Source organism: Bacillus sp. LSHTCR4 (genome assembly GCF_057197025.1).
This window is the reverse complement of sequence record NZ_JBXUNO010000004.1, coordinates 230,795-247,616: the sequence shown is the minus strand read 5'-3', so window position 1 is coordinate 247,616 and position 16,822 is coordinate 230,795. Positions and strand designations below refer to the sequence as shown.

13 protein-coding genes and 1 pseudogene are annotated in these 16,822 nt (G+C 34.8%); 2 read left to right on the top strand and 12 right to left on the bottom strand.

Going from position 1 to position 16,822, the window contains the following annotated elements:
• Positions 1-150: 150 nt before the first annotated feature.
• Both AC2CGR_RS23345 and AC2CGR_RS23340 read right to left on the bottom strand, forming a co-directional pair.
• Positions 151-942: an SDR family NAD(P)-dependent oxidoreductase gene (locus tag AC2CGR_RS23345; RefSeq protein WP_484481247.1), complete on the bottom strand. Its 792-nt coding sequence runs from the start codon at positions 940-942 to the stop codon at positions 151-153.
• 3 nt (positions 943-945) lie between these two features.
• Positions 946-1,920: a helix-turn-helix domain-containing protein gene (locus AC2CGR_RS23340; protein WP_484481246.1), complete on the bottom strand. Its 975-nt coding sequence runs from the start codon at positions 1,918-1,920 to the stop codon at positions 946-948.
• 396 nt (positions 1,921-2,316) lie between these two features.
• Between AC2CGR_RS23340 and tnpA the strand changes: the two genes are divergently transcribed.
• Entirely contained in the window at positions 2,317-2,715 is a 399-nt protein-coding gene (gene tnpA, locus AC2CGR_RS23335; protein WP_340935311.1) for an IS200/IS605 family transposase, read from the top strand.
• A gap of 11 nt (positions 2,716-2,726) precedes the next feature.
• Positions 2,727-3,838, top strand: a pseudogene (locus tag AC2CGR_RS23330) (RNA-guided endonuclease TnpB family protein).
• A 251-nt stretch (positions 3,839-4,089) separates the two neighbouring features.
• Here the strand turns inward: AC2CGR_RS23330 and AC2CGR_RS23325 are convergent.
• The 10 genes from AC2CGR_RS23325 to AC2CGR_RS23280 all read right to left on the bottom strand — a co-directional run bounded on the left by AC2CGR_RS23325 (position 4,090) and on the right by AC2CGR_RS23280 (position 16,351).
• Positions 4,090-5,061 (bottom strand): hypothetical protein, encoded by a 972-nt coding sequence (locus tag AC2CGR_RS23325; protein WP_134189391.1) that lies wholly within the window; start codon positions 5,059-5,061, stop codon positions 4,090-4,092.
• On the bottom strand, positions 5,061-5,930 hold the full coding sequence (locus AC2CGR_RS23320; protein ID WP_484481245.1) for an RNA-binding protein: 870 nt from the start codon (positions 5,928-5,930) through the stop codon (positions 5,061-5,063). Before AC2CGR_RS23320 ends, AC2CGR_RS23325 begins: the two co-directional genes overlap by 1 nt.
• A gap of 240 nt (positions 5,931-6,170) precedes the next feature.
• Positions 6,171-6,545, bottom strand: coding sequence for a DUF956 family protein (locus AC2CGR_RS23315; RefSeq protein WP_088326253.1), 375 nt, complete (start codon positions 6,543-6,545; stop codon positions 6,171-6,173).
• A gap of 202 nt (positions 6,546-6,747) precedes the next feature.
• Positions 6,748-7,659, bottom strand: coding sequence for a PTS system mannose/fructose/sorbose family transporter subunit IID (locus AC2CGR_RS23310; RefSeq protein WP_484481244.1), 912 nt, complete (start codon positions 7,657-7,659; stop codon positions 6,748-6,750).
• 24 nt (positions 7,660-7,683) lie between these two features.
• Positions 7,684-8,484, bottom strand: coding sequence for a PTS mannose/fructose/sorbose transporter subunit IIC (locus tag AC2CGR_RS23305; protein ID WP_484481243.1), 801 nt, complete (start codon positions 8,482-8,484; stop codon positions 7,684-7,686).
• Positions 8,485-8,517: 33 nt separating this feature from the next.
• Positions 8,518-9,504: a mannose/fructose/sorbose PTS transporter subunit IIA gene (locus tag AC2CGR_RS23300; RefSeq protein ID WP_097995842.1), complete on the bottom strand. Its 987-nt coding sequence runs from the start codon at positions 9,502-9,504 to the stop codon at positions 8,518-8,520.
• 1,219 nt (positions 9,505-10,723) lie between these two features.
• A complete protein-coding gene (gene manA / locus AC2CGR_RS23295; protein ID WP_484481242.1) occupies positions 10,724-11,671 on the bottom strand; it encodes a mannose-6-phosphate isomerase, class I in 948 nt (315 codons plus the stop codon).
• 17 nt (positions 11,672-11,688) lie between these two features.
• Positions 11,689-13,644, bottom strand: a complete 1,956-nt coding sequence (locus tag AC2CGR_RS23290; RefSeq protein WP_484481241.1) for a fructose-specific PTS transporter subunit EIIC — start codon at positions 13,642-13,644, stop codon at positions 11,689-11,691.
• Between the two features lie 156 nt (positions 13,645-13,800).
• Positions 13,801-15,747 (bottom strand): BglG family transcription antiterminator, encoded by a 1,947-nt coding sequence (locus AC2CGR_RS23285; RefSeq protein WP_484481240.1) that lies wholly within the window; start codon positions 15,745-15,747, stop codon positions 13,801-13,803.
• Between the two features lie 337 nt (positions 15,748-16,084).
• Positions 16,085-16,351, bottom strand: coding sequence for a phosphocarrier protein HPr (locus tag AC2CGR_RS23280; protein ID WP_042514478.1), 267 nt, complete (start codon positions 16,349-16,351; stop codon positions 16,085-16,087).
• Between the last annotated feature and the right edge of the window lie 471 nt (positions 16,352-16,822).

Sequence of the window (16,822 nt, the reverse complement as noted above, 5' to 3'; positions counted from 1 at the left end):
AACTACTTTTTGAAAATTGTGATTCCAGAGTAAGCTATTTTAATCATTCAACTGTTTCGCATGTCACTGTAAGCCGAATAAATGTATGTAAGATTATAATCACAAAACAACAATAAAACTATATATAAAGAATTATAAATATAAATAATTTTAATATATTGTTGGTACCATGCCGCCATCCATTCGAATCGGAGAGCCTCTAAAAGCTGTAGCATCAGGGCTACATATAAAGCTAACAAGACGAGCAATCTCTTCTGGTCGAATAAAACGCTGTAGTTGTGATTGAGGTAAATTTTGTTGCATGAAAATTTTCTCTTTTTCTATAAAAGGAAGTTCTTCTTTTATCATAGTATCAATAATATCAATAACTTTCTCTGTTAGTGTAGGTCCTGGCATAACCGTATTTACAGTCACATCTAAACCGGCAGTTTCCATAGAAAAGTTTTTTACTATTGCAAGTAATACCGTTTTACTTATACTATATTGTGGCATCATCCCTGATGGCATTACTGCTTCTTCACTCGCAACAAAAACTATTCTACCGAAATTTTGTTTCTGCATAGATGGTAGGTAATGTTGCGCTAAATAATGCCCTACCAAAGCATTGGTCTCAATGTATTTTAAAAGAATATCATTCGTAACATCTGACATTTTCATCATTTCATAAATACCTAAATTATTTATTAATAAATCTACTCTAGAGAATTTCCCTAATAAATTCTGCCTTTGTTCAGCATTGAGTAAGTCTCCTGCTGCATTTTGTGGTTTTGTATTTGGGTATTCTCGTTGTATTTCCATAACTACCGATTCAACTTCGTCGTAATTTTTACCATTAATTAATACGTTAACACCCGCATTAGCTAACCCCTTTGCAATTGCTTTCCCAATTCCTTTACTAGATCCAGTTATTAATGCTGTTTTTCCTATTAAATTTAATTCCATAAATCATCCTACTTTCTTTCGTTTTTTCCATTCAGATATTGTTGTTTTTTCCCACTTCTTAAAAGCCCTATAGAATGAATTTTCATCACTATAACCTAATAAAAAAGCGATTTCTTTATTACTCAATCGTTCTTCTTGTAAATATTGTTTCGCTAATTCCATCCTTACTTTTTTCACTTCTAAATTATAAGTGGTTCCTAGTGTCTTTAATTGTCGTTGCAATGTTCTGCTACTCAACATTAATTCCTTAGAAATCTGTTCTATCCCTGCCTCATTACGGGTTAAATTTCTTTTAATGTGCCATTGCACAATTTCTAAAGTATTTGGTGAAGTAGAATTTCCAATCTGTTTATCTAACTGTGGAACAACTAATTTTATTAATTCTGCATTGTAAGAATTAAAGACTCTATAGCCATCCTCTTTTTTTAGTAATAATTTGTTCATCTCACTGCCATAAAGTACTGGACAATTAAAATAATGACTCAGTTCCTGTGAATTTGAATCTTTAATCGTTGTGTATACTGCCAAGGGAGTAATAACCTCTCCTGTCCCAAGACGACCGATTTCTATTAAAAATGCCAAGGTACTACCCGCCATTAAATCTGGTAATGCTATATTGTTGAAACATGAAGATACAGTTATACCTATGTTATCCTCCTCTTCTATAACAATTTTTAAAGGTGGACATAACTTTGTGTATTTACAAATTGTTTTTAAGCATTCCATGTAATTTTGAGCATAATATGCTGCCATAATTGTTGGCGGATATTGTGTAACATCAAAACCTGTTGCCATTTTAATTATGCTACTTTCAATATTAGAAACTAAAGATGAATAGTTATGCCAAATCGTAACATATGTCTCTAAAGATATACTTTTCTCATTAATAATGTTTACAGGCAATTGACTACTTTTAACAAATTGTTCATACGATACTCCTAAAGATTCAAATGTCTGCCACAGACCATTGTTTATCATATCCCACACCTCATGTATTTATTTTATAGTTTGCAAATGCTTTAATCACTAGCTTAAGGAGACATTATACATACAAAACACGACACAATACAAATGTTGTATATTATCCTAGCGAATCATTTTTTCTACATATAAATCAATCATCCAGTTCATATATTTCACCTTTAGAAGGACAAAAACCGTTGAATTAGAACAAATCTCAATAATAGGAAGTTGGAAATATTGATTTAAAAATTTAACGAATTTCCCGAAAGAATTCTCCTTCCTCGAGGGTGTGAAGGGCGTAGCCCAACGGTAGGTGGGAGATGAATTTCGGTTTGGCGTAGCCAAACGGTTTTCCTTTTTATTTTGCCTCTGATATAATCAGTCTTATAAATGATAAAGGCTTGTATATAAATGAAATTAGATAGTAATAACTATTCAGTATTCTTGTTGTATTATCACCTTGTGTTGGTCGTGAAATACAGAAGAAATGTGTTTGATGATGATATGTCAGACTATGCAAAAGATATGTTTGTTCGACTATCTGAAAACTATAACATCACATTAGTTGAATGGAATCATGATGTAGACCATGTTCATATTTTGTTCAAGGCACACCCTAATACAGAAATGACAAAATTCATCAATGCTTATAAAAGTGCAAGTTCTCGACTTATTAAAAGAGACTTTCCACAAGTGAAAAAGAAACTTTGGAAAGAGATGTTTTGGTCAAGAAGTTTTTGCTTGCTAACTACTGGTGGTTCGCCAATAGACGTAGTAAAAACATATATTGAAAATCAAAGTGAAAAGTGAGGTGAAATGATATGACAAAGCAGAATAAAGCATATAAATTCCGTTTGTATCCAACAGAAGACCAAGCACATCTTATACGTAAAACCTTCGGTTGTGTACGTTTCGTGTATAACAGAATGTTAGCTGAACGGAAAGAAGCGTATGAAAAACATAAAGATGATAAGGATCAACTAAAGAAACAAAAGCTTCCCACTCCCGCGAAATACAAAGCAGAATTTGAGTGGTTAAAAGAGGTTGATTCATTAGCTTTGGCAAATGCTCAATTAAACTTGCAAACTGCCTATAAAAATTTCTTTAGTGGTCAAAATGACTTCCCAACATTCAAAAGCAAAAAAGACAGAAAGTCTTATACAACGAATGTAGTGAACGGAAATATTATGTTGCTTAACGGTCATATCAAATTGCCAAAACTGAAAATGGTACGTATCAAACAACATAGAGAAATACCACAAGGCCATATAATCAAGTCATGTACGATTTCTATGACACCTACTGGTAAATACTATGTGTCATTTTGACTGAATACGAAAAAGAGACTGTACAAAAAGAAGTAGAAACAGTTGTTGGATTAGACTTTTCGATGGATCAATTATACGTCAGTTCTGAGGATGAAAGAGCCAATTATCCTAAGTTCTATCGTGAAATGTTAGACCGATTAGCAAAAGCTCAACGAGTATTATCAAGACGTACAAAAGGTTCAGGGCGTTGGAATAAACAACGTATCCGTGTAGCTAAGCTGCATGAAAAAGTAGCAAACCAACGTAAGAACTTTCTTCATCATAAGTCTAAAGAGTTAGCTACTCATTTTGATGTTGTAGCTATTGAAGATCTAAATATGAAGGGAATGTCGCAAGCACTTCATTTTGGAAAAAGCGTCGCTGATAATGCTTGGGGTATGTTCACTTCTTTCTTAGCTTATAAACTAAATGAACAAGGCAAACAGCTTATGAAAATAGACAAATGGTTTCCTTCCACAAAAACATGTAGCAGTTGTGGTAATGTGAAAAATATGTCATTGTCTGAGCGAATATATTCTTGTATATGCGGTGTAAATCTCGATAGAGATTATAACGCAGCTATCAATATCAAAAATGAAGCAATACGCCTATTGGCGTTAGCATAGCTAGCAATAAAATAACCCTTGGAACAAGGGAGTTAGCTCGGCTGTCTTAGGACGAATTCGTTAGCTACCAAAAGTAACGACTAACCGAGAAGCCCCCACTTCAAACAGTCCGTTAGGACGTTAAGTGGCGGGTAGTTCACACTATAGATAGCACGGTAAAGTTTTGAGCAAGTAAAATATACTGTTGAATATCGATTCATTGTTAGATCAACAAAGAGCCACTTCAGCGTATTTACCTGAAGCAGCTCTTGTTATCTCAAAAATGGTAATGATGCTTGCTGAATACTGCTTTGAGTTGAGACATAAAATGATTTTGCGAATCCCTCATTGTGAATACATTCATCTATTACAAGCATTATAGGAATCTTTCGTAAATCTAACATTAGCTCCTTTCTAACATGTTCTGCTAAAGCAAGATTAGATATAGATAATATAAAAATTCCTGGTAAACTCTTCGTGTTTTCGAAATTCAATAGATTATTTGGTCCATTTCGAATTTGATCTTCCCAAATTTTCAATCTCGATTTCAAATGTTGTGCATATCGTTGACCTTGTTGTACCCTTTCAAATATGAAGTTTTGATTTCCAATTGGAGTTTTAATTTCTCCAACAGCAATTGGGTTATATCCATTACCAGTACCTTTTAGCTTTGGATACCAGCACCAGTTTTTTAATAATTGTTGGCCTATTGCAAACTCATATTTTATTTGATTCATAGTGACAAATCTTTGTACCCCCGCTACTCCAAGTTTTAACCACTGTTCTGGCTTCAAAGAATAGTTTGTATTACGGTTATGATAAGCCCACATCATCAAATGTCCAGCAGTATTTAACGTAATTGGAGCAGAGGTTTTAGGTTGATCCGGAAATAGCTCCGATTTTATCTCCCATCGACTAACAAATCCATACAGTACCAGTTTTTTCAACGATTCTGAAACCTGTGACCTACTAATTTTAGATTCCACAAAATTTTTAATTTGAGCTTCAGTAATCGCTAATGAATCCCAAATAAGCTTTAGTATTAAATTATCTTTTTCATTTATAAAACCTGAATTAATCCTGTCATAAATACTACGTAAATCTGTGAGTGGTTTGAATTTATCTGGAAGAATTGGTCCTCCCTGCAAGGAGGGGTCATCCCAAAGTGATAAAGATTGGTCCCTATTAAGCCAATATTGAACCGCCTTTCCATTCTCTTGTACGGAAACCTGCGGCGCACTCATTAGTTATATAAAAACGCCGTTGGGTCGTTAACTTTTTTGCGTCCAAAAGGAAACTTAAAGATAACCCCCGACCCTCTCTCTTTTTCTACATCCACATTCACAATTCTCATACTAACTACTTCATCCAATACTGGCTGTTCGATTGTTTTAGGGACAATTCCTTTAATTGTGCAGCCTTGGTCCAATTCAACAAAAACTCCAAAACGCGGGTCAACATTTACTACCCTTCCAACGATTGTATCTCCTTCAGCTAATTCAGATAATAACTGATAAGGGTTTTCCACTGCTGCTTTTCTAGAAACGTGGATTAATCGTTGCTCTGGATTAAATTGCAGAACTTTAACTGGGATGCGTTCACCAACAGGTGCATAACGATCCACAGCGTTTTTATACACTCTTCCATAGTTTAGTTCATGTAATTTCATGAAGCATTCTGCACCATTAATGCGTAAGAATATGGTTGGAACCTGAGCATTCATGTTGTATCCAGTTACTTCTGCTTCGTAGGTTGGCTCTTGCAGTCTTTCATCTTGCTCCAATTCTATTAACTCACGAATTAAAGCATCGGCAGATCTCCTACTTGCTTCTTTTACTGAAACCTGTACTTTATTTACATCCAGTTCATCCGACATTTGAGTAATTACTACGTTAAAAATATTACCTGTGAATTGTGTAATACTTCTAAAAGAATAATCAGAGAATTCCTCTTTTTTACAAATACCTATAATCTTACCGTTTTCAAGGGCAAACTCAGCATATTCAGTATCTGGATCGTCTTTATCATGTTTTTTAACCGTTCTCAATACCGCTTGAATTGGCTCTTTATATCTACGTAGTGCCTGTAGCTTTTCATAAGTTTTTGAATCCATAAAAATATCTCCTCTCCCTTGCTCAATGTTTATAAAATTCAAAAATAATACTTCTACTTGAATTATTGTTACTTTTAACTGAGAAACTAAGTTTTTTAGGGATATTTTCTGGAATTCTTTAATTCTCTTTATTCTAGACCTGCCCGTTACCTTATATATAAGAATTAATGTTAAAATAGCTATATATCTAATCATTTAAACACTGTCTACTTGAGAAGGATTACTTCACCTTTCATTCCATTATTTTTTCTTGCCCATCGACTTAAATGATCGTTTAATAACATCAAAGAAACTTAGAGAACGAACCATGTGATTTGGTTCTACATATTCTCGTATGGTCCGAAGAACTTTTTTGGGGTCCTTAGAAGAAAAGCTGAAGGTCCCGTTTCTCTTCGTTTTAATCGCATAACGCGGAATCCATTTTCCCTTAAACATCACAGAGGCTATAACGTGATCTACTTCTTCCCATGGAATTTGAATAAATTTACGCGAGTCACGGGAATTATAAAATTCAAATCCTTTATCACCAATCATAATTTCCCCATAATCCGAAAGTCCCATAAAAGAAGTCGCATCTATTACTAAATCTACCTTTGTATTAATTGACTGTATCATCAAATCCGCTCCATTTCTTTTATATTTATTAATTGCTTCTTTAAGCAATTAATTCAATATAAAAAGTGGCTGAATCAATACCCTCCAGCCACTTTTGTATGCAAACAATTATATATTTGCAGGCTGCAAAGATCTCCTACAAACTGCATCTCAATAATTCCTCAATAGTAAATATTGAGAATTGAGAGTATCAACACTTTCATTATAAAAGTCCAATTACATGACCAACTACCCCAACTATAAATAAAGAAAGAATAATTACAATTGGACTAACTTTTTTCTTAAGCAACCACATACATAAGAATGTTAGAAGTAATGCAGCTAAACCAGGAATCAATTGATCTAAGTTATTTTGTAAGGTAGTTACTTTCGTAGGTGAAAGTGCCATTCCTGAGTTTACTTGTTCAAAAGCTTTACGTGTTCCTTCCCCGTTTAAAGGAAGCTTATCCCATTCAATATATGCACCTTTATCTAACTGAACTTTAGATATAACCGGCTGAAATTTAATCGATACCCATCGTTGTACTAAGGCAGCAAGTACGAACATCCCAAGAATTGATGCACCTTTTGTAACGTCTTGTAATAATCCACCTGAAAGGTCATCGGTGATTTTAGAGCCTGATTTATAACCAAATTCTTGTGTATACCACATAAAGCCCCAACGAACCAAGTTCCAAAATAAGAAGAAAATGATTGGTCCAAGAATATTTCCAGTCATCGCTAATGATGCACCTAAAGCACCTAGCATCGGACGTAAAGTAAACCAGAATACTGGATCACCAACACCTGCTAAAGGACCCATCATCCCAACCTTAACACCTTGAATTGCCACGTCATTAATTTCCGCACCGTTGGCACGTTCTTCTTCGAGTGCTAATGTAACTCCTAGAATCGGTGAAGCAATGTAAGGATGTGTATTAAAGAATTCTAAATGACGTTTTAACGCTGCTGTACGCTCTTCTTTTGATTTATATAATTTTTTTATTGCTGGAATCATAGAGAATGCCCAACCACCATTTTGCATACGCTCATAGTTCCAGGAGCCTTGTATAAACGTAGAACGCCATGCAACGGCTAAGCGATCTTTTTTTGTTAATTGAATTTTTTCTTCCATTTCCCTTCTCCTCCTCCTACTAGATTAATAATCGTTTAATATATCGCCAAGCGGATCACCAGAGTTGCCTCCGCCCCCATTGGAAGAACCACCCATTTTAGAAAGTTTTAAGTAAATAAGAGCTAAAGCTACACCCAAGGCACCAAGCGCAATAAGTGTTAATTGAGAAATTGCGGCAATTACAAAACCAATAATAAAGAATGGCCATACCTCTTTTGTTGCCATCATATTAATAACTAATGCGTAACCAACAGCAACAACCATTCCACCACCAATTGCCATACCATCAGTTAACCATGCAGGCATTGATTCCAAGAATGATTGAACGCTTTCTGCAGGAATAAACAAAAGTGCTCCTGCCGGAATCACAATTCGGATACCTTGTAAACAAACTGCCATGATGTGTAGTATTTCAATTTTTCTCACGTTTCCTTCTTCAGCTGCCGCATCCATCATGTGCACGATAGGAACTGCAATTGTACGAACAAGCATTGTTAAGAAAAGACCTGCTACTGCAAGCGGAATCGCCACTGCAATCGCTGATGCAACGCCATTAACACCTTGACCACCTAATACTAAAATAATTGCCGATGCAACGGATGCTAACGCAGCATCCGGCGCTACAGCTGCCCCAATATTCGCCCACCCAAGTGCAAGCATTTGAAGTGTTCCACCTAGAACAATTCCAGCCTCTAGGTTCCCTGTTACTAATCCAATTAGTGTACATGCTACTAGTGGCTGATGAAATTGAAATTCATCTAGTATTCCCTCTATACCAGCTAGGAAAGCAACTAACAATACTAGAACTATTGATATAATAGACATAATAGCCTCCACTTTGTTTGACTTTTTATACCACTAAGCTAATTCAGTTTTCGCTTTTCTTAGAATGTCATCCATGTTTTCCCGAGAATCATTTGGTACTTTACGTACATCAAATTGAATGCCTTTTTCTTTCATTTTATCGAAAGCTTCAACATCTTCACGTCCCATAGAAAGTACTTTATTAACAACAACTTTACCAGTTGTATGGGCCATAGAACCAACATTAATCTCCTTAACATCCACCCCTCCTTCAATAACTTTTAGAACATCTTGTGGGTTTTCAAATAGTAATAATGCTTTTGTATTACCAAAACGTGTATCCTTTGCAACTTCAATCATTTTGCTGATAGGAATAACGTTTGCCTTAACCCCTGGAGGTGCAGCTTGTTCAATCAATTTCTTACGAAGATCGTCTTTAGAGACTGCATCTGAAACTACAATAATACGATTTGGTTGTGTAGACTTTGTCCATGCAGTCGCTACCTGTCCATGTAATAAACGAGAATCTATACGAGCTAAAACGAATTTAATTTTCCCGTCACCAACTACTGTTCCTGGAGCAAGTACACCTTTTGATTGTTTAGCTTCATCAATTGCTACAACTTTTTCTTCTTTAGGCTCTAGTGCTTCGGGTTTAATTCTTACCCCTTCTTTTGCCGTTTTAACGATATGTGCTGCGATTTCTTGAGCAGACGTCATTGAAAAACGAGATGCATACGCTTCAATCACCATTGGTAAATTCATACCAGCAACGATTGCCCATTTGTCTTTATGCTCTTCATACATGCCATTCGCTTGATTGAATGGAGTACCGCCCCATAGATCAACTAAGAATAATACTTCATCTTGATTATCAAAAGATGCAACCGCAGCTTCCATTTTTGTTCTTAGGTCGGCCGGACCTTCGCTTGGCATTAAGGTGACAGACTTAACGTTTTCTTGTTCTCCAAAAATCATTGCGCCAGATTGTAAGATACCTTCAGCAAATTCGCCATGACTTGCTAGGATAATCCCTACCATATTACTACCTCCTAAATATTCCCTCCTGTTTTTTCTGAATAGACACAACTGTTTCGTCTTTTTTCATCAGTCTTTGTCTATTGAAAAGGTAACTTTTTCTTCTCTGAGAAAACCACCTCCTTTATTTCTAGTAATACTCTCGGCATTCATCATGCCATATTGGCTCTGGCCTGCTGGCCAAGATCTATCATTGATTCCCCCAAGAGCAAACTTGATTCTCGACACTTTTAAAGCGGTTTCAAAATCGGCGAGGAGGCATTGTTTTCGCCTATCTCTTCGAAAATTGGGTGATTCCTGTGAAACCTGTTTCCCCTTCTCATCAGGACTACTTGACCTTCTCCTGACAGACCGCCTGCTTTATTCTGTTCCCCTATGAGATTACGATATAAAGCGAGGCGGCGGATGGTGTACTATCCCCACTAGCGCCCTAATAGTACTGCGCCAGATTAAATGATTGATGAAAGCTTAGTCATAAAACTCATTTTGTTGTTCCATATGCCGCTTGTGATTTTATTCACAAACAGAAGTAGCAAATAAGGCACTTTTATACAATGCCAGATTAACTAATTATTGACTTAAAACCTATAAAGTCAATAAAGGTTCTGCTAAGTAATAAAATTCACTGTCATAACTTATATTGCTAGAATGCCTTTCTATCCCACATTCACTAACAGAATCTAATATTCAGTTGTCATTAAAAACGCTAATACTTCTCTTCAAACCTTAATAAAAGCATCTACAATTACTGTATTTCATTTTCAAACAGTTAAAAGTTTTATTTTTTACCGTAACTTCCGGAAAAATAGTAATTTCACCTCATTTCATGACGTAAATAAGGTAAAAACTTCATTACTTTCTTTTATTCCGTAAACTTTTGAATATAAGACGGATTTTCGATTGTCCTTATTAGCTAGCAAAAATACGGCTCTATTACAAAATTTGAAAAAAGCATAAACAGGTTGATAAATAAGGCAAAATGATTAGGAAGTAGCTAGTTAATTTTGATCCCCCAAAAAAGAGTAACAAAATGTTACCCTCATCAGAAAAAATCAAACTAATGTTTTCTAAGCTATACTCCAAACACAGTCATTCCTAAATGAACTAAAATATAACTCATTAAAACACTTGTCAGAATCAAACTTTATTCAAAGGCTACAGTTCGTTAATTTGTCTTACAATAAATTATAATCATTAATACGTTATATATGAATAAACAGAATTATTGTAGGCTTGAAATAATACAATTAGTGTTACCTATCAAACCGTATTCCCCAAAATTATTAGGTAATATAAAATGGTCTCCTTTTTTAAAGAAAAAGTGTTCGCCGTCTTTAATTAACTCACCCTCTCCCTCAATTACACTAACAAGAAGGAATCCTTTTTGTTGTTTCAAACTGGCTGATCCATCTAGCTCCCATTTTCCCACTGAAAAATACGGGCATTTGATAAAGTTTGTTACGCTCAAATCATCTACTTTTTCATGTTTTACAGTTAATTGATTCGATATAAACGGAATTTCGGTTACATCAATACTTTTTTCAAGATGAAGCTCACGTAAATTCCCCTCCGAATCTCTTCTATCATAATCATACAATCTATAAGTTGTATCAGAGTTCTGCTGTGTTTCTAATATCAAAATCCCTTTACCGATTGCATGAACAGTTCCACTTGGTACATAGAAGAAATCTCCCGGTTTTACCTTCACACGATGTAACAGTTGATTCCATTCTTTCTGTTTAATCATAGTCATGAATTCTTCTTTTGTTTTTGCATGATGCCCATAAATAATTTCTGCGTCTTCTTTGGAATCGATTACATACCAACATTCAGTTTTTCCGAGTTCTCCATTTTCATGCACATTAGCATACTCATCATTTGGATGAACTTGAACAGATAGGTCTTGATTAGCATCCAAAATTTTTGTAAGAAGAGGGAAACGATCTCCCTCCATATTTCCAAATAACTCTCGATGTTCTTCCCACAATTCACCTAAAGATAACCCTTTATACTTTCCGTTCTTAACAATACTTTGTCCATGTTGATGTGCTGCAAAAGCCCAACACTCTCCAGTTTGATTTGATGGAATCTCATATCCAAAAGAAGTTAATTGCGTTCCACCCCAGATTCTTTCTTTAAAAACAGGTGCAAAAAATAATGGTTCAGTCATAATTATAATCCTCCGTTCTATATAATTTCATCTAGCAGCTTGTATACTTCTTGTTTTGTTTTGACGGATAATAACCGCTCTCTATAATTGTCATCCATTAGTTTTCGAGAAAGCATTTGAAGGATTTTTAAATGTTCATTTCCTTCACTTTCTTTTGGTACCGCAATCATAAATATTAATTTCGCTTCCGTTCCATCAAGGCTTTTCCAATCTACGCCCGATTGTTTAATTCCAAATACCACACTCGGTTTCTTAACAGCTTCTGATTTTCCGTGCGGAATCGCAATATTCATACCAATACCTGTTGTACTTTCTTGCTCACGATTCATAATCGCTTGTCTAAATTCTGTTTTGGAATACAATGCACCAACATGGTTTAATTTTTGAATCATTTCATCAATGACGTCATCTCGTGTTTCTCCTATTAGTTCTGTTTCAATTAACTCTAAGCTCGTAATATCTGTTAGTTTTTTTATTTCTACCTTATCTACTTGTTTGCTTTCTTTTTGAGTTTCTTGCTCTACTTGTAGCACTTCTTTCGTGGCTGAAACTTCTTTTATTTGTTCAACTGGTTGTTTTTCTACCTTTGAAATGTCCTTTTTCAATACATTTACTACAACAGCAGTCACAGCGGAACCTACAATTACAGCTACAAAGAACATAAATACATTATCTACTGCTCCTAGCACCGCAACAATTGGACCACCATGTGCCACTCTATCTCCTACATGACCAATCATGGCAATCACAGCACCTGTCATTGAACCAGCCATAATACTTGGAATAACACGAAGTGGATCTTGTGCTGCAAATGGTATCGCACCTTCCGTAATCCCAAATAGTCCCATTGTAAATGATGCTTTACCCATCTCTTTCTCTGAATCTTGGAATTTCCCCTTACCTATGAAAGTGGCAAGCCCCATTCCAATTGGTGGAATACAGATTGCCGCAGCAATCGGACCCATAATTTCATAGTTTCCTTCTCCAATCATTGCTGAACCAAATAAGAATGCAACCTTATTGACTGGTCCACCCATGTCAAATGAAATCATTGCCCCTAAAATTAATGCTAGGAGAATTGAACTTGATCCCTGCATACCCGCCAACCAAGCAGTTAATGACTCGAATGCTTGTGCAACAGGAGCACCAATAATAAATATAAATGCTAAACCAACTACAAGAGAAGCGAACACCGGAATAATAATAATCGGCATAATTGGTTGAATCGCTTTTGGAACTTTTATTTTTTTAATTCCTAATGCTACATAACCTGCTAGGAAACCAGCGATAATTCCGCCGAGAAAACCAGCACCACTTTCACTTCCATAAAAACTTCCTGTCGCTGCAATATATCCACCAATCATACCAGGAACAAGACCAGGTTTATCAGCTATACTATACGCTATATATCCAGCTAAAATTGGAACCATAAACGTAAATGATGCACCACCAATTTGTTCAATTGTTTTCCAGAAAGATCCATCTGGAATCACTAGACCTCCAGGTGTTTTTTCTCCACCCAGCGTCAATGCAATTGCAATTAACAATCCACCAACTACAATAAATGGAACCATAAAAGATACACCATTCATTAAATGACGATATATCGGATTTTGCTTTCTCTCCTGTTGATTACTTTCAACTGTTTTGGCCTGTGAATGATAGACAGGTACATCACCACTTGCTACTTTCTGAATTAATTCTTCTGGTTTACGGATACCATCTTGAACTCCGACAACCAACAATTTTTTGCCTATGAATCTATCTTTATTTACCGCTCTATCAGCAGCTATAATGATACCGTCTGCTTCTCGAATATCTTTTTCGGTCAACTCATTTTCTACCCCTATACCACCTTGGGTTTCAATTTTCATCTGAATACCTAATTTATCCGCTGCTTTTTGCAAATTTTCTGCCGCCATATAAGTATGGGCAATTCCATTCGGACATGATGTAATCGCTAACAGTTTCATTTCTAATCCTCCTCACACTATCGTTGTAAGCGCCTACACATAATATAAATCAATATCGTAATGACAAAAGTTTCATTTTTTACCGTAACTTCCGGAAAAATAAACCTTTTACCGAAACAAACAAAAAAGCGAAGTATTTCGGCCTTCACTTTTTGTTTAATTATGTAAATGCGATAAAAATTTCATTACGTTTGTTTCTTTGGTAAGCTTTTGAATAAAGGATGGTCGCTGACTTATGAAGGATAACTCATGAAATAACTGTTTCGTTACCTCTTTCCCATCACTTTTAACTGCTAGCATAAATACAAGTGACACCTTCTCTGATCCCCAATCTATTGGTTCCTTTAATGTAGCAATTGCAATTACCGACTCTTGAATAAATTTCGGATTGCCATGTGGAATTGCAATCCCTGCTCCAATCGTTGTTGCTGACATCTTTTCTCTTATAATTGCATTTTCTGCATACTCTTTATCTACATAGCCTTTGCTATGCAAAGCATGTGCTAGCTTTTCAATTAGCTCATATGGGTGCTGCACGTCCTGTTGTAAAAATACTAAAAATGGAGATGTATAATTAAGCATAACAAAGTCTTTTTGTTCTTTATAACTCGGTTCATCGCATTCTTTTATAAAATCTCCTAGCTTCTTTTCTTCCGCTCCCTCTAATAATGGGGATACTACGATATGAGGAATAAGTAATTTTGTAAGGGCAATGGTAGAAATAACGAGTTCCACATCATGATGTTTCATCATATAATCTTGTAAATCAGCTTTTGCAATGCAGTCCATCACATGGATATTGCGAAATTTACGCTCAATTTTTGTCCGTAACAACTGTGACATCCCAATCCCCATATGACATACTATAATTACATTTTTTGATTTTTCCTGATGATCTAACCGTTCAACAGATGCTTCAAAGTGTAGAGTAAGATATGCCGCTTCTTCCTCCGGAATATATAGAATTAGAGATTCATTTATTTCTTCTAATACCTGAATCAACATATTAAATATATAAGGATACATTCTCTTTATATCATGTAGCATTGGATTGGATACAGAGAGATCATAGTTCAAACGATTCAACGTTGTATATAGATGGATTGTTAATCCCTCAATTAAAATTTGGTCTCTACTGAAATCAATTTCATACAACTGTGACATTCGTTTTATTAATTGATGTACAACCCTAGAAAGGATTGGATTACTTTCAGTAAGTTTACTACCTTCCCCTGGCTTGTCTTGATAACGGAATTTCCCGCCCAAAATATGAGCTGTTAAATACGTAGCTTCTTCTTCTGTAAAATGAACAGCGAAAACACTCTCTAATCGTTTTAAAAACTCCAATGTCCATTTATATTCTTTTGTTTCTTGTATTATTTTAATTTCCCTTTTAGGGGTTAAAATTGATTGCTTAAGCTTCATTCTCCGTACCATCAGCAACGTATGAACTAATAAACTTTCAAATGCATCATCTGTAAAAAATAATGCATTTCGTTTTTGTAGCGCTTTCAATTCATTCGTAACAAATTCAACCTCATGATATAAAAATTGTTCCTTAATAAATTGATTCGTTAGCTCTGAATTACGAATTAAATCTGATAATCTAGCCAAGGCTTTTCTTTTATTCTTTTCAGTTCCCTTAACAAACAGTCCTATCCTCTGCTTTGAAACAACAGTTAAATCAAAATGATATAGCCACTTTTCAATTCTATCTAAATCTTTCTTTATAGTAGTACGATTTACAAAATGTTGAGAAGCCATATCCTGTGCAGTAACTGCCTTTACATTCATTAATAAGTTATAAGCAATTTGCAGGATTCTTTCTTCATCTGATTCATACTTTGTACGATTATTTATACAGTAAAGTTTATTAAACAAATCTACCTTTTCATATTCCGCAATCTCTAAGTAAACTCCTAAGCCCGGCTTCCTAACAAGAATTGCACTCGCGTAATTCGTGAGGTGATCCTCAATTGCTTTAAAATCATTACGAATTGTTTTTTCAGAGCAATTTACTTGATCCGCAAGGTCTTGTACTAGTAAATAATCATTAGATTCAGATAATAACAGAAACAAAATTTCTTTTTGTCTTGTATTCATGAATTTCACCTATCTCTTATATCCTTCTAAGTTATATACATTACATCAAAGGATATTTTTACTTTTCCTTATAACTAACACTTTAGATACTATATATTGATTTTAAAATTCCAACTATGTTACGGCATACACTAATATCTATATGTAATAACACTACATTGCCCTTACTAGTAAGCATCAAAATTCCCAAGAAGTTAACTCTATTGGGAATTTTGATACTCTTTCAATACTTATTAATATATGATATACCGTTTATTGACTCTGGAGTTTCTAGATGATACCTTCTCGCGTTTGAAATTCCTTTTATTATATAAACCATTCAAAACATTACTTATTATCATGCGCCAATACTTTGTGTTTGCATTACTTTACTTACACCTTGAAGTACTTGTTCTTCATCTTCCCCTTTTGCAATCACTTTAATTTGTGCTCCTTTTGGAACACCAAGTGCCATAATACCCATAATAGATTTTAAATTCACTTGTTTTTCTTTATACTCAAGCATCACTTCTGATTTAAATGAGCTAACTGCATTAACTAATGTTGTTGAAGGACGCGCATGAAGTCCCCCATCCTCTAATATTGTAAAGATTTTTTCAACCACTTATGATTCCTCCTTTAGTTTTCTAAATTTATTAAGGTCACATTCTAAGTATCTTCGCTAAGAACAGAAACCGCTTACATTTAATATATAATAAAGCAAACTAAGTAAAATTTTTATTTTTTACCGTAGCTTCTGGAAAAGCTGTTTTTATCTTTTTCCGATAGAAGATCTCCCCTCTAATATTACGCGAGGTTAGAGGTATACAAGTTTCTCTAAAAAACATTAAAAAGATTATATTTAACTATAAACATTCGAATGATTTTTAATGTTTTCTAGATACAATTCAGCCAGCATTTTAACTGAATTCACTTTCCAGAATTCACTAAAAAATATAATCATTTTTTCTCTATCATCCATTCCTTCACCCCTATTCTATATAATTCTGGTATAGAATAGGGGTGAAGATGTTACAATTTCGTTTCGAATGATTATTATTGCTTCCCCTTTATGCATTTAAGTCTTATTTGGTTC

Coding starts and splice junctions, on each gene's coding strand:
- AC2CGR_RS23345 (WP_484481247.1), bottom strand. CDS start 942: ATGGAATTAAATTTAATAGGAAAAACAGCATTAATAACTGGATCTAGT.
- AC2CGR_RS23340 (WP_484481246.1), bottom strand. CDS start 1,920: ATGATAAACAATGGTCTGTGGCAGACATTTGAATCTTTAGGAGTATCG.
- tnpA (WP_340935311.1), top strand. CDS start 2,317: ATGAAATTAGATAGTAATAACTATTCAGTATTCTTGTTGTATTATCAC.
- AC2CGR_RS23325 (WP_134189391.1), bottom strand. CDS start 5,061: ATGAGTGCGCCGCAGGTTTCCGTACAAGAGAATGGAAAGGCGGTTCAA.
- AC2CGR_RS23320 (WP_484481245.1), bottom strand. CDS start 5,930: ATGGATTCAAAAACTTATGAAAAGCTACAGGCACTACGTAGATATAAA.
- AC2CGR_RS23315 (WP_088326253.1), bottom strand. CDS start 6,545: ATGATACAGTCAATTAATACAAAGGTAGATTTAGTAATAGATGCGACT.
- AC2CGR_RS23310 (WP_484481244.1), bottom strand. CDS start 7,659: ATGGAAGAAAAAATTCAATTAACAAAAAAAGATCGCTTAGCCGTTGCA.
- AC2CGR_RS23305 (WP_484481243.1), bottom strand. CDS start 8,484: ATGTCTATTATATCAATAGTTCTAGTATTGTTAGTTGCTTTCCTAGCT.
- AC2CGR_RS23300 (WP_097995842.1), bottom strand. CDS start 9,504: ATGGTAGGGATTATCCTAGCAAGTCATGGCGAATTTGCTGAAGGTATC.
- manA (WP_484481242.1), bottom strand. CDS start 11,671: ATGACTGAACCATTATTTTTTGCACCTGTTTTTAAAGAAAGAATCTGG.
- AC2CGR_RS23290 (WP_484481241.1), bottom strand. CDS start 13,644: ATGAAACTGTTAGCGATTACATCATGTCCGAATGGAATTGCCCATACT.
- AC2CGR_RS23285 (WP_484481240.1), bottom strand. CDS start 15,747: ATGAATACAAGACAAAAAGAAATTTTGTTTCTGTTATTATCTGAATCT.